Source organism: Arthrobacter sp. P1_B11, from assembly GCF_056406715.1.
The window spans coordinates 121,546-135,518 of sequence record NZ_JBFTZQ010000009.1 but is presented as its reverse complement, the minus strand read 5'-3'; the positions used below and the strand labels follow the sequence as shown (position 1 = coordinate 135,518).

Here is a 13,973-nt window from a genome sequence, read left to right as displayed (position 1 = left end):
ACGCGGCGGCCGTTTCCTGTCAGGGGCTTCCCTGGCCTCCGGGCGTCAGTTCCAGCCGGTCGCTGCCTGCACACGGCCGAGCCAGCCACCGGTGCCGTTACCCCGGTAGAGCCAGAGAACTCCGGCTGAATCCACGGCCAGGACATCGTTCCGGCCATCGCCGTTGAACTCTCGGGCACTGACAATGAATGTCATGGCGTTCCAGCCGGGGCCTGCGCTAGTCCGTGACAGGAATCCGCCGCGGCCATTGCCACGGTAGAGCCACAACGTTCCACCGCTGTCGCGCGCCAGAACGTCTGATTTCCGGTCGCCGTTCATGTCGCCAGCACCGACGACGGCGGTGAACCCGTTCCAGCCGGTTCCCGCCTTGATCCGCGCGAGCCAGCCGCCCCGGCCGTTGCCTGGGTACAGCCACAATGTTCCGCCGGTGTCGCGGGCCAGCACGTCGGCTTTCCCGTCACCGTTCATGTCACCGGGACCTACGATGGCGGTAAACCCGTTCCAGCCGGTCCCCGCCTTGATCCGTGCGAGCCAACCTCCCCGGCCGTTGCCGGGGTAAAGCCACAAGGCCCCGGCGGTGTCGCGGGCCAAGATGTCCGCCTTTCCGTCGCTGTTCAGGTCGCCAGGCCCAACGATCGAGGTGAAACCATTCCAGCCGGTGCCCGCCTTGATCCGGGTGAGCCAGCCACCGCGACCGTTGCCCGGGTAGAGCCACAGTGCGCCGCTGCTGTCGCGGACCAGGACGTCAGCCTTCCGGTCGCCGTTGAGGTCGCCCGTTCCCACGACAGATGTAAAGCGGAAAGTCCCCTTGAAGGTCAGGGACCAGGATGACACCGTGCTGGCCTTGAGCACGTAGTCCGGCTTCGCCTTGGCTGTCACCGTGACCGTGCCGGCACCCAGGTATGAGCCGGCAGCGACTATCTTGCCGCCTACGAGGTAATCAACGCCCTGTGTTGAAGGAACTGTATACCTGTCCTGTGCAGTGCCATCCTTGTCCGCGAACGTCACAGCTGCCGGAGTCACGACGTATGGAGTCGCCTTGAAAGTGGCTGTCCATGAGGCCGCAGCGCCATCCGCCAGAGCGTAGTCCGGCGTGGGCCTGGCAGTGACAGTCACTGTGCCCGTCCCTGGGTACGTGCCAGCCGGAATGACCTTGTCACCAAGCAGGTAAGCGACGCCCTCGGTGGCGGGAACGGTGTATGTGTCGGCCCCCATGCCTTCCTTGTCTGTGAACACAACCGCCGCCGGAGTCACCAAGAGCGGGGTGGCCTTGAACGTCGCCGTCCATGATGCAGCACCCTCGGACAGAACGTAGTCCGGCTTGGCTTTCGCAGTCACCGTCACCTCGCCAGTGCCCGGATACGTGCCAGCCGGAACAACCTTCTCGCCCACAAGGTAGTCCACGCCCACGGTCGCGGGAACCGTGTACGAATCCTCAGTCGTGCCGTCCTTGTCTGTGAACACCACAGCTGCGGGGGTCACGGGTTTTGCGAGGAGCGCGGTCACGGTGGACTTGGGAAACTCGCTTCTGATCAGTTCGATTCCGACAAGCGAGACGGAAGCATTGACGTCGCCAGCGGTGTCCGCAGCCGTAATGGCGGGAGATTGAACCAGACCGTCGCTTGCGCTGGTGGCTCTGGCTTTCGGTGCATTGCCGAAGGCCGCGGGCCCTTCAAGGGCGAAATCAACCTCCGCCCCGGAAACGGCGTTGCCGTGCCCGTCCACGACCCGGCCGGCCAACGTCCCGAGATCCGATCCTGGGCTAACACTCTGGCCTCCGCCGCTCACGATATCGATGGCAGAGGCCTCGCCCGCGCTCACGTCTCCAAGGTCGAGAACAAACGGGGAAAGTCCTGGAGCCGCCTTCGCTGCCACTGTCAGGGTGACCGCGCCCACCTGAGTCCCCGCTGTAGGTCCGGGGACGGCGACGTTTCCGCTGTCATCCACGACGAGCTCCAGTTCGCGAGCGCCTGCCGCAAAGGCAGCTGGACCCGATAGCTTGACCAGGAGGGCGGTTCCAGCTGCTGGGCCACCGTTTGCTCCTTCGGCGTGCAGCTTTACGGCGGCGAAACTCTCGTCCACTCTTACAGTCTGGCGTGCTGAGCCGGGAGCCGTGATGCTGGCTGGGATCATGGTTGAGACGGTCATGCACGTCTCTTCAAGGCACCAAGGATCAAAGGCCACGGCCCCGAAGTAGGGCGCAACACCCGTGGCCCCGGTGGAGGGTCCGTTTTCGCTGCCCCACCAGTTGCTGCCGGCATCCACCGGGGTGCCGGTGTAATTCACAATCTGGTAGCCGTCTGCGAGGAGCCGGGATTTTCTTATAATCGGTTTGGCTGCACCGCCGATTTCGATTCCCTGCCCTGCACTTCGGACGGTGACGTCGTCAAAGTCGGGCTGCCCGCCGTGCGCAACGAGGGCCGGACCGTACCCTGCGCTGCTGAACTGGGACCTTTTGATGACCGACTTGGCTGCGCCATTGTCCCTGATGAGTCCGTAGCCCTGTCCGTCGGAATTGCTCACCGATGTGTCCGTGACCGTGATGTTTGAGCCGGGTTGTGCCTCGAGCAGGGTACGGGCGAAAGTGGCCTGAACGTGGCTGAGGCTTACTGACGCCCCCTCGTTGGCGGTGATACCGACCCAGTCAGTCGTGGTCGGCTCCCCTACTGTGGACTGATCTTCTGTTGGTCCTCCGACGGCGGGGTCCCGCCAGGATGTCCACCGCACAGGCTGGCTGCCGGTTCCGTTGAGCGCCAATGATCCAAAAACTTTGACTGGACGGTAATTAACGGACCAAGGGCCCATCCAGGTCAGGGACTTGAGCACCACGCCCGGCCCGATGTTTAGCGTGGCCGCGGCCGGCACGGTGAGCTGGTCCGAAACAACATAGGGCAGATCAGCATTCCACTCTGTGGTGCCGGCAAGCTCGCCGCCGGAGACGACGATGCGCCCGAGGCCGCCGTCGACCTTGGTGCCTGACATCGTCACGCCAGAGGTGGCCGGCTGGACGAGCACAGAACTGCGAACGTTCCGGAATGTAGTCCCGCCAATGGTCGCGTGGACGCTTCCACGCAGGTCCACAGCCGTTTGGGCGTTGGAGAAAGTGCTGTTGCTGATGAGCGGTTCTCCGGCAGAGCCGGAGACCTGCACCAGCGGTTGGTATCCGCCCGCCCCGTCGACGCTAATCCCGGTTAGCTCAAACTGCGCCGCATCTGCGGCGCGGAAAACGGCCTCGTAGCGCATCCGGTCTGCGTTCGACTGTTCGATCGAGCTGTCCCGCACAGTCACCACAGCTCCCGGATCGGCAGCTACGATCTGGGCCGCGAACCTCGCCCGCAGCCCGGTGATGTGCACCGCTGATCCGTCCTGGGCAACCACGCCGGCCCAGTCACCGGGAGCAGGTTCGGCAATGGTTGAGTCGCTCCGTCCTCTCACCGAGTCATCGTGCAGGGATGTCCACTGAACGGGGTTCGTAGGGGAGCCGTCCATATACAGGGTGCCCGCCACCCTAAGCGGAGTAAACGTCACTCCGAACCAGGAACTGCCCGAGTAACTTTTGACGGCCGTTCCGGCGCTGAGCCGCAAAGTCGAGCCCTGCGGAACGGTGACCTCGCCGCCCAAGATGTAAGGCAGCGAACCTGACCACGTTGTCGTTCCCGGTGCCAACTGCCCCGGCTGCACGGTAATCCTTGCAAGCCCTCCGGTTACAGTGACTCCCCGCAGCGGGAGACCGGAGGCGGCGGCGCTTGTGCGAACCGGTTCATCGAATCCCACAAACGCCGTATTGGCGATGGTGGGCCCAGCGTCACCGGTCACTGCCAGGCCTGTGCCGGAACCGCGCAAAGTGGAACCCGAGACACGTAAACCTGGCGAATTGTAAGCGGCGATTGCATAGCCGCTACCGTTCGCGGTGTTTTCAATATCGCTTCCCGTCAGTTGCAGGGAACCCGACCCCGTAGCGCTGACGATCCCAGTAGCGTAGCTGCCGTTCAGGGCACCGTAGACAAAGCCGCTGGAATTGCGGACCGTCAGGTTGTTCACGGTGGCCGTAGCGCCGTCCTGAACGTCGAGAAAGTTGGCCGAGTACTTCACCGAGACGTAATTCATCGTCACCGTGGATCCGGCTGTGGCGACGACGCCGAGGTAGTCACCCGCCTCTGGCTTGGTGAAATCTCCGTCCCTATTGGCATCACCGCCCAGCGCGTCATCGCGCCAGGACGTCCACTCAACCGGCGAACTCGCCGAGCCCCGGACTTCGAGCTCACCGTGGACTACCAAGGGGTTGTGATAGCGGCCCCAGGCGTCCGGATCATAGCTGCCTTTAATGCGGACCCCTGGCGGTATTGTCAGCTTGGCGCCCGCGGAGACGGTAGTGCCATGCGGCGATCCGTACCAAAGGCGTTGTGGAATCACATAGCCTGCGACCCTGGAGGTCAGCACCATGTCGTCATCGATGGTGAACGGGAGGGTGATCCATTCGTCGGTCCGCGCAACCTGCATGGGGTGTGCCTTGGCGTAGGCGGGGCAGCCGGTGTTGGGGTCGGTAATCTGCAGTGTGACCGTGGGGGTGCCCTTGGTCGGGAAAGCATGCTCCACCTCGAAACCCGACGCGGTTCCACCGTCGCCGAATGTCCAGGTGGCCTCGAGACCGGTGTCCCTCGGAATCGAAGGGTCTGCAAGCAATTTGACCGCGACGCCCGTGGCAGCCGCGTATTCTCCGTCCTCCGTTGACCAGTCCACCGTCCACGGCGCGTTTATGGTGACGGCGACTTTCCGGGTCATCGTTCCCGGCCCATGCTGGGCCGTGGCCTGGACGTTGTACGTGCCGTAGCACTTGAAGGCGTGGGTGATTTCCGAACCGGCCGCCGGCGTTGCGTCACCCAAATCCCACGCGACGCCCGTCGTGCCGTCGTAGTGGGACACCGGCGACACCTTGAAGAGTCGTTCCGCCGGGTTGGCACCTGCCGATACGCTGATCGAATCGAGCCACACGGTGCGGCGTACTTCCGACGCAGGTCTGGTTATGGCGTCGACGCCGGCTGCGCTGAAAGTGAATTTTGCGTCTGCTGTGAAGAGTGACGCCCAATCATTGTCCGGCACTGTTGTTCGTCCGTAGGCGCCGATACCTCCGGAAGCGGCGAGCTCCTTACCGCTTCCGTCCCTGAGTTTGATATTCGTCAGTGACGCGGGCCCGTTGTTGATGAGAGTAATGCTGGTCTTGCCCGTCTGGACAGCAATGAGGCCGAAGTCAGCATGCTGCGACGAGTAGCCGGCGATCAGCTTGCTCAATTTGGTGACGAGTGATTTGACGCCCTCCTTCGCGTCGGCACTGCGAGCAAGCTGAATGGCGTTGTAGGTGAACGCCAAATCGCTCTTCAGCTCGTTTCTTGCATTCGGAAGGTGTGCCTCCCTGGCCGCCAGCGTGCACAGCGGCAGGCCCAACCAGGTGCAAGGGTCGCGCATTTCGGCCACGTTGTTGATGTATTCAGTCGTGAGGAATTCTTCGACGTCCGCGAATGCAGCCTCCGGCGTCATTCCGCCGTTACGGCGTTCCTTGTAGTCGGAGAGGACTTGCCGGTATTTGTAGTCGCTGTATGCCTCTAAGCCCATCTTGGCCAGCGTGTTGACGCGGTCCGCGACCCCGGTGAGATGTTTGGCAATTTCGACTGCTTTGACGCTGCCGTTGAGAGCACTGACAAATCTGGAGTCAAGGTTGCCCTTTTCAAGCATACCTATGTCCCACTTGATGACATCCATCATCAGGCCTTCATAGTCGGGACCATATGAAGCGCCAAAAAGGTTGGGGATGTAGTTGGCGAGCTCGCCCAAGGCCCTTAGAGATACGTCCGTCGGCGCTTCGGCAGTTTCCCCAAACTCCGCGTCGGTCACATATGCCCGCAGCAGGTCCCCTTGGCCCGTTGCCAGCAGCTTGAGGAGTTCGTCAGTGGACAGTTCGATGCCAAAGCGCGTCCTCAGCTGGCCAGCAAACCACTCGTCAGACTTGGGTTCAGCCGCGGTCGGTAACGCGGCAGTTTGTACGGTTGGTGCGGGTCCCGCCAAGGCAGAAACGGCACTTCCCGCTACCAGACCAAGCGACACGGCAATAGCCACACCGGCACGAATCAGCCCAATCGGCACCCGCATACGAGACTCCCCCAGAAAATCGCTCAGAATGCGGACTTATCCGCGCTGGGAGAAGCATATAGTGACAAATCAATCGAAAGTCTAAGTTTTTCGAAAAACTGCGAAAAGGACACCGACAGGTACCCGTCCGCGATCGCCGCGGCATTCCCGTGTAAGGCCATCGCGTTTCCGGCTTCAGCACGTCCTGGGTTCACCAAGTCCCCGTCGGCCGCCCCCTGTCGTGCGGTGCGTCACGCCGGTGCCGCAGGCGGTCAGGGCCACGAAGTACTAGAAGGAGATCAGCTTCCGGGTCCGCAGGTATTCCTCGGCGGTGAGCGAGCCGGAAACCGGGATTTCCCGCTCGCCGGCGATGAGATGCAGGTCGCCTCAGTCCAGTTCAAGTAACCCTAACGGCCCCGGAACAGTCCTGCCTAGGCTACTTCGCCGCCAGACTTTCCTCGGGCTCACGGCTGTCCGCCACGGGGCCGCGACGCAGGAACATGTTCCTCAGCCTCGCCTCGATGGGGCGTTCAAACAGCGTGAAGAGGGCGCCGGCAATGGGGATGGATACTGCAATGCCGACGGCGGCAAAAACGGCGCGTTCGGCAAGGGTCACCGGGCCGAGTTCCAGAGCTGTCCGCAGAACGAGCTCGTGAACCAGGTAGAGGGCGAACGACCATTCGCCCAGCCTCACCATGGCGGGAGAACTGGCGAAGGTACGTCGGCCACCGCTGCGGTCGCGGTTGGCGAAGGCCGAGATCAGGAGGGCGAAGCCCGGGATGCAGAGCGTGCTCGCCAGCGCCGGGGCGATGTGCCACGCGACGTTGGCGGCGACGACTTCGAGCAGGAGGACAGAACCGGTCGCTGCGGCTGCTCCGACGCCCACACCGAACTTGGGCTTCCAGCCTTTCCTGAACGCGACGGCTAGGCAGACACCCACCATGAACTCTGACGCCCGGTACGCCGGGAATGTGTATAGCAGGGATCCCCAATCGAACGCCGGGAAGAACGCGAGCAGTGCCGACAAGAGAGCCGCGGCGACGAAAACCAGCACGCAGAGGCGAAGGAGTTGCCTCGCTCCAAAACGCGAAAGCCACAAGGCCAGGAACGGGAAAACCGCATAGAAGAAGGCTTCGCAGGAAAGCGACCAAGACACCCCGTTGTAGGCATAGACCCAGCTCGGGTCCGCGTGCCAGGACTGCACGAGCAGAAGCGAGGCGATCAGCTGGGGAACGGACTGCTCCCGCTGGGTGGCCAGAATCAGCACGAACGCAGCAGCCGTGGTGAGCGCATGCAGCGGCCAGACCCTGGCGAACCGGCGCCAGTAGAACTGCGCTTTGGGAGTGTTTGGCTTCATGGACCAGGCGAGCACGAATCCGGAGAGGATGAAAAAGAACGTCACGCCGGTCTGTCCCATGGACACCAGCCGGAACATCTCCGGCACCAGCGTCACAGACGCGTGATACAAGACCACGAGCATGGAGGCCAGAAACCGTAATCCTGTCAGCGAGTCCAGCCGGGTGCGCGTATCGTTCATGCTTCCCCCAAGTGAGACGGCGATGACCGCCCTACCGGTACCCGTCCACGATCGCCGCAGCAATCTCCTTGTACGCCCGGCGCGTCTCAGGCTTCAGGTGGTCGAGGGTCACCAAGTCCCCGTCGGCCACTCCCCTGTCGTGCGGCACGGCGATGAGCTGGCGGCACATGCCGGCGAGGTGCTCCTCGATCGCGTCCTTGTCCACACGGGTGGACACCTCGTCCTTGTCCGTGATCACCACGATCGCGTTGCGGGCCAAGTCCGCGTACCCGTGGCTGGCTAGCCACTGCAGGGTGCTGCGGGCGCGCTTGGCGCCGCTCACCGCGTAGCCGGCGGCGATGATCAGGTTGTCCGCGGACTGCAGGATCCCGCTCATCGCGTTGTGCGTCACGCCGGTTCCGCAGTCGGTCAGTGCCACGGAGTAATAGCTGGAGATCAGCTTACGGATCCGCAGGTACTCCTCGGCGGTGAGCGAGTCGGAAACCTCGGGGTCCTGCTCACCCGCGATCAGGTGCAACCGGCCGGAATGGTGCATGTACCGGGATAGCCCGGTCAACGAATCAATCGAGTCGATGTTCCTGAGCAGGTCCGTGATGGTCCGTGGGGTGGCCTGCTGGTAGATGCCCTCGCCCAGGGCGCGCTCCACGAGGTCGCCGGAGTCGGGGTTCGCGTCGATGGCGCAGGGCGGGTCTCCACGGAATTCGGCGAGCGTGAGGCCCACGCCAACGGTGGTGGAGGTCTTGCCGATGCCACCTTTGAGGCTCAGCACAGCGGTGTTGAAGCTGCCCTGCAGCTGGCGGGAGATGCGCCGGGCCAGCTCGTCCTCCTCGCGCTCCTGTGCGCTCGGGCCCATGTTCCAGGAGCCACCGGTCGCGCGGTACAGGAACCCGCGGAAACCACCCTTGGGGCGGGGCTTCTGCTCGCGGACAAACGACGTCGGCATGGCAGTGACGTCCGACGCCGGAACTTCCGTCTTCTGCGCAGGTTCCGGAGCGTACGACGGCGGTGCTCCCGCCGGCCTGCGGGCCGGAGCCGGCGGGGCCGGCGGCGTGTCCGCGAGGGCGTCCGCAACGGCGGCCGCTTCGGCCCAGGACGAGCTGCGGACCGGCAGAGCAGGCGTCGTGGCGGTTGTGTCGGGTGTCACGGCGTCGAAGGATCCTGTCCAGTCGTCGGAGGAGCCGCCGTCACGGCGGCGGGAGCGGCGGCGCCGGAGATCGGGCAGCTCCGGTTCGGTGTCTGCTTCAGCCAATTGGTTATCCGCTGGTTTGGGCATGTTTGGTCCCCCAGGACTCACAGCAGGGTGAGCTGCGCTTCTCGATTGGATTGGTTCAAACAGCAATTCTAGGCGCTGGCGCCTCTAAGCCTGTTACCAGCCTCGGAACAGGGCAGCCGCCACCACTGTTGCAGTGACGACCAAGAGCACAGCCAACAGAGCGTAGCTCCACCATTTGGGGCGGTTGCGGTGCGGGTTAATGTCGATGTAGGGCACGGCTACTTCACGCGAACCGCGGCGGCAGGGGCGACGGCGCGCCGCTTGAGGCGGAGCATCCAGTAGAGCCCGGCGAAAGGAACGAGCAGGCTGCCCAGCAGGCCGGACAGCGAGAGCACAAAGTCGGTGAGAGCCACGGTTGAACCTCCAGGAAGCGGCGACACTTTCGGCGCGTTGTCAGGTGTTCAGCCCTGGCCACGTCGTCAGTAACTTGCGGTGGAATCCCCCATTTGGATTTCCCACGACACTACCTAGACGTCACGCATTCGACAAATCCTGTCAAAGCACGGCGTGTCCGCCCATTGCTGCCCCCAACTCAACGCCGGAGGGCCATCACCACCACCAATGCGGTGACGACGGCCAGCACAGCCAGCCCCATATAGGCCACGATCCGAAGTCTGCGGCGCCGAAGTTCCCGGTGCGACTCCCTGGCGACTTGACTGCCTGCATAGTTCCCCATGGCGGTGATGGTACACACGCAAACTTGGAGCGGGATCAAGTCATGTGCTTTATGACGGCCAGCGTCCCCGGAACAGCTCATCCGTGCGCCGGTCCGCAAGCTCGGCGTCGTCGTGATGCGCAGGCATCATGTGTCGACCGCGAAGCCGATTAAAGGGGTGGGCTCGGCGGTGCCCGAAGTGCCTGCCGGGCAGAGGAAGCAGGGGAGTCACGGGCAGGCCTGACACCGTCTCGCGAACCTTCATTGCCAGCCGGGGCATGTCCTGCGCATCCAGCCAGGACCGCTCCGGGTAGGGGTCGTCCGCTACGACGTGCTTCTCGATGAAACGGCGGATAGCTGCGCTGATACCGGTCTTCATGACCCCAACCTAGAGCGAGCCGCCGGCCTCCCCCAGCGTAGTCACTACCCGTTTTTTGTACCGCATACCGCAGCACTACTTGGATTCAGTGCTGCGGCCGGGTCTCCTGCAGGCGCTTGATAAACCAGCGGGACTGCTCCGGACCATAGGGCAGGACCGGAATTGCCTTGGTCGCGTCACTAGGGGTGTCCCGGATCGACTGGCGCGCCTGCCGGACTGCAGTGGACATGGTGTCGGCCATGGTCTTGACGAAGCGGTCGCTGCACGGCTCCCCGTGGCCTGGGACCAGGAACTCGTAGCGGTGGCGCAGCGCGGACAGGTGCCGCAGGGCGTCGGCCCACTCCTCCGGGTAGGAGTCTTCGAAGGACGGGTGCGAGCCCTGCTCCACGAGATCGCCGGCGTAGAGCGTGGTGGTCGTGCCGACCAAAAGGTCTCCGTCGGTGTGTCCGCGGCCCAGGTAGAACAGGGTAACGGCCTGCCCGCCAAGATCGACCAGGACGGGCTGGTCGCGGACGATCGCGTTGGGCACCACGAGTTCCACGTTGTCGCCTTCGCCGGCAGCCATCTCGGGCTCCAGCCCGGTCACAGCGGCACGCTGCGCGTCCCCGTTTTCGCCGATCTCCTCGGCACAGTTTTCATGTGCCCAGAACTCGGTGGATCCTTCTTCTGCGAACACGGCGTTGCCGAAGAAGTGGTCGTAGTGCGGGTGCGTGTTAACTACAACCAAAGGCAGTGAGGTCTTCTGCCGGACCGCGTCCAGGATTTCCCGACCCTGCCTGGGCCCGCATCCGGTATCGATAACCATTGCCCGTTCCGTCCCTATGATCAGGCCGGTATTGAGGTGGGAACCTTCAGTTACCAGCACATAGTTGGCCGTGCCGACGTCGAGCCATCGTGACATTGTTTCTCCGTAAATCTGGGGAGCATCTGCGATCTTCAGGCCTTGATTCTACCCATCTAGCTCTACCGACCCGTCGTATCCGCGGCCCCTTCAGGCACATACTTGCGACTCATGCCCTTTGCGTGACTGTAACTCGGTCGAAATGTCCAGCTGAGTATGATCTGGTCTATGGGGACAAAACAACAGAGGCACTTCTGCGAGAAGTGCAACGCGACGACCAACCACGTCACTTCTTATAGCCAAGGCGGCAACGGTCTGGTGGCCAAAGTCAACTGCTCGGAGCACTCCGACTTGGCCAGCTAAACAGCTGTTCCTGACGTGCGCGTCGGTGATACCTTGCGGCCGGCCAGCGTCGGGGGCTGTTCTTGACTGTTTTTCGGCTCCCGGTCACGCACACGAAAGGGCACAAAATGCCGCTTTCGCCAGTTATGTGGTGAGCTAAATGGGTATCCTCGACGCTCCCGTAACCGACTGGCGCGGCAAGCCCCTGGCAACCATTGACCCGGCCAGGGACGTGCCGAACGCACTCGCATGGTTCGACGCCTCCACCCTCAGCGGATCGAACGGGCAGGCCCTCACGCAGTGGCCGGCGTCCCTCGGCGGGTTCTCCCTGAACATCACCCCGACGAACAAGCCGACACTGCTCACCAACGCGGCGAACGGGAAGAACGCAGTCCGGTTCGGCCCGACCTCATACTTCCGCAACACAGACACCTTCGGCGCGGGCGGCATGGGACTCATCTCCGGATGGGCGCAACCGATCTCCTTCACCTTCGTATTCTGCGTATCCGCTGACTTCGCCGTCCCCGGCAACATTGCCCTCATGGGTGCCTCGGGCTTGAACTTGAACATCGCGCAGGCGGGGCTCTGCATCTACGGCAACGGCGGCACAGCCGGGATCCACCAACTCGCCACAGGTCAACGACGGGCAATGGCACGTCGGGATCTTCAACTTTGGCACCGGCGGGGCGAACCTCTACATTGACGGCTACCTGGCCAGCGTCTCAGGCGCGAACCTCGGCGCAGGCACCCTCACCAACCTGTTCCTCGGCCCCGGCCTGTCCACCCCGCCCAGCGCGGGAACCATTGACATCGCTGAAGTCATCGTCGCCCAATCCGTCCTCACCCCGTCCAGGGTCGATCAGGTCACCACACAGCTGGCCAAGAAATGGGGTATCTCGTGAGCATCGGCCGGCAGCTTAACGGCGTCCACTACACCGACACCACCGACAGCGGCGGCGTCAACGTCCGCTACTGGGTACCGCCCACCCCGAACGGGCAGCTCGTCATCTTCTGCCGCCAGCTCGGCGGTTCAGAACTGATCGTCTCCTCGTACTGGGCCTACCCGCTGGTCCACGCCGCTATCCGGGCAGGTGCCTCGGTTGTGGCATCGCGGGCGCACTCCGATACCTGGGGCAACGACGCGTCCCTCACCGATGTCGTCAACGAGTACACCCTCATGAACGGCATCAACTCAGTATCTAGGGTCGTACTGGTTGGCGCTTCCATGGGTGGGCTGGATGCGCTGCTTACTGCGGCAAAGGGGAACCTGCCTGCGGGCAAGGTGAAGGGCGTGTACCTGATTGACCCGGTGACCGACCTGTCGTGGGCGTACACGGCGACGTCGGGCGGAACACCCAACGCGTTCCAGGCCTCCATCAACGCCGCCTACAGCGTGTCATCCTTCGCGTCCATCCCGGCAGGACATGACCCCCGGAACAGCTTTGCAGCCTCCGCCTATGCTGGCTTGCGGATGAGGTTCTACGCCTCCACCGCTGATACGACAGTGGCGAAGTCCTCCACCACTGACGCGTTCCAAACGTTCGTCGCCGGCACCGCCACGGAATCGGCAATCGTCACGCACAACGCCTCCACCCACACCCAGAACGCGTACGGCAAAGACTTCACCGACTTCCTCAGCCGGTGCGTCTAGCTACCTGAGGCTATTCAGGGCTGCTACGGTCTTCGACGCGAGGATGGCGTGCCCGGCGTTCGTCGGGTGCATCGTCGTCGGGTCGATCACCTTGCCCACGTTTGCCGCCGTGATCCAGTGCCCGGCGAACGGGGAGATGTAGTTCAAGGAGTTACTCACCGCTACCTGCCTCAGGTAGTTGTCGAGGCGGGTGATGCTCGGATCAGCGGGGAACGTATTCGGTGCCGGGCCGACCATCACGATCTGAGCGTGCGGGAAGTTCGCCTTCAACTGGCGGATGAACTTGTTTGCCGCACCCGGCAGGCCTATAGGGCTGAGGTTCGCGTCGTTGATGCTGCCCTGCAAAACGACCAACCCGGGATTCAGGTCAGCCGGAACCGAGTTCAACCGCTCCGAATACGTTCCCTCTTTGCTAGGGCCCGGGTTGAGGTAGCCAGTTCCGGGCCCGCCCATGACCGTCGCGTCAAGCTGTAGCTCATCGGCGGTTTGGTATGCGAAGCCCTGCGTCACGGGCTCCGCCGTCATCCCGAACGTCCACGAATCCCCGAAGAACAACGTCTTCGTACCCGGCCCGAACTTCAAAGCCGCCGGCGGTTTCGCGACCTTCGTCGCGGTTGGCGTCGGGGAAGGGTGGGCGAGGTTCTCCCGATAAACCTGGGCGACCCTATCCGACACGGGAGGCGGCTCTTGAGCACATCCTGCGGACGCCATGAGAACAGCGGATAGCAGAGCAGCGGTAAGAATACGGCGCAAGAGTCCCCCAGAAAACAAGAAGTGATTTCCAACATTCTACGACTCAAAGAGAGAAACCCCGCCAACCGAAGTGAGCGGGGTTCCTAACAACAGAGACGGGCTACCTAAACGGCAGGGTGCGCTGGATGCTCCCGGCGCAGGATCTCAACACGCTTGGCATGCTCAGCCGGGTCCTCCTCCTGGCCCATGCCCAGGCGGAAGTCCGACTTGTAATCGCATCCCTCTACCGGGCATTTGAATGTCAGGTTTGCACCCATGTTTCAGCCTCTCCTAACCGGACAATTGCAGGCTCACTCTACATGCGACCCGAGGGGCAAATAAGACCGGTTAAGTGCCGTAAACTCCAAGCATAAAATGGCGTGTAACTGATGGATCCTGGGCCGCCGCACGTGCCGGGGAGACCTTGGCTACGATCGTGA

General features: G+C 63.1%; 11 protein-coding genes. 2 read left to right on the top strand and 9 right to left on the bottom strand.

Annotated elements, in window-relative coordinates:
- Window positions 1-45: 45 nt before the first annotated feature.
- The 7 genes from AC1D14_RS09870 to AC1D14_RS09840 form a co-directional block, all read right to left on the bottom strand.
- A complete protein-coding gene (locus AC1D14_RS09870) occupies window positions 46-6,099 on the bottom strand; it encodes an FG-GAP-like repeat-containing protein (RefSeq protein WP_476968400.1) in 6,054 nt (2,017 codons plus the stop codon).
- A 460-nt stretch (window positions 6,100-6,559) separates the two neighbouring features.
- Window positions 6,560-7,660, bottom strand: coding sequence for an acyltransferase family protein (locus tag AC1D14_RS09865; RefSeq protein WP_476968399.1), 1,101 nt, complete (start codon window positions 7,658-7,660; stop codon window positions 6,560-6,562).
- Window positions 7,661-7,691: 31 nt separating this feature from the next.
- Window positions 7,692-8,933: a MinD/ParA family ATP-binding protein gene (locus tag AC1D14_RS09860; RefSeq protein ID WP_476968398.1), complete on the bottom strand. Its 1,242-nt coding sequence runs from the start codon at window positions 8,931-8,933 to the stop codon at window positions 7,692-7,694.
- A 218-nt stretch (window positions 8,934-9,151) separates the two neighbouring features.
- Entirely contained in the window at window positions 9,152-9,286 is a 135-nt protein-coding gene (locus AC1D14_RS09855; RefSeq protein WP_476968397.1) for a hypothetical protein, read from the bottom strand.
- 179 nt (window positions 9,287-9,465) lie between these two features.
- The gene (locus tag AC1D14_RS09850) at window positions 9,466-9,609 is read right to left on the bottom strand and encodes a hypothetical protein (RefSeq protein WP_476968396.1); all 144 of its coding nucleotides are present in this window, start codon (window positions 9,607-9,609) and stop codon (window positions 9,466-9,468) included.
- 49 nt (window positions 9,610-9,658) lie between these two features.
- Window positions 9,659-9,967: a hypothetical protein gene (locus AC1D14_RS09845; RefSeq protein WP_476968395.1), complete on the bottom strand. Its 309-nt coding sequence runs from the start codon at window positions 9,965-9,967 to the stop codon at window positions 9,659-9,661.
- Window positions 9,968-10,052: 85 nt separating this feature from the next.
- Window positions 10,053-10,868, bottom strand: coding sequence for an MBL fold metallo-hydrolase (locus AC1D14_RS09840; RefSeq protein ID WP_476968394.1), 816 nt, complete (start codon window positions 10,866-10,868; stop codon window positions 10,053-10,055).
- A gap of 442 nt (window positions 10,869-11,310) precedes the next feature.
- Here AC1D14_RS09840 and AC1D14_RS09835 point away from each other — a divergent pair, with 442 nt between their 5' ends.
- Both AC1D14_RS09835 and AC1D14_RS09830 read left to right on the top strand, forming a co-directional pair.
- Window positions 11,311-11,853: a hypothetical protein gene (locus AC1D14_RS09835; RefSeq protein ID WP_476968393.1), complete on the top strand. Its 543-nt coding sequence runs from the start codon at window positions 11,311-11,313 to the stop codon at window positions 11,851-11,853.
- Window positions 11,854-12,048: 195 nt separating this feature from the next.
- Window positions 12,049-12,801 (top strand): alpha/beta fold hydrolase, encoded by a 753-nt coding sequence (locus AC1D14_RS09830; protein WP_476968392.1) that lies wholly within the window; start codon window positions 12,049-12,051, stop codon window positions 12,799-12,801.
- On the opposite strand, the gene AC1D14_RS09825 is transcribed toward AC1D14_RS09830, so the two are convergent.
- Both AC1D14_RS09825 and AC1D14_RS09820 read right to left on the bottom strand, forming a co-directional pair.
- A complete protein-coding gene (locus AC1D14_RS09825; RefSeq protein WP_476968391.1) occupies window positions 12,802-13,476 on the bottom strand; it encodes an SGNH/GDSL hydrolase family protein in 675 nt (224 codons plus the stop codon).
- A gap of 182 nt (window positions 13,477-13,658) precedes the next feature.
- The gene (locus tag AC1D14_RS09820) at window positions 13,659-13,811 is read right to left on the bottom strand and encodes a hypothetical protein (RefSeq protein WP_476968390.1); all 153 of its coding nucleotides are present in this window, start codon (window positions 13,809-13,811) and stop codon (window positions 13,659-13,661) included.
- Window positions 13,812-13,973: the final 162 nt, after the last annotated feature.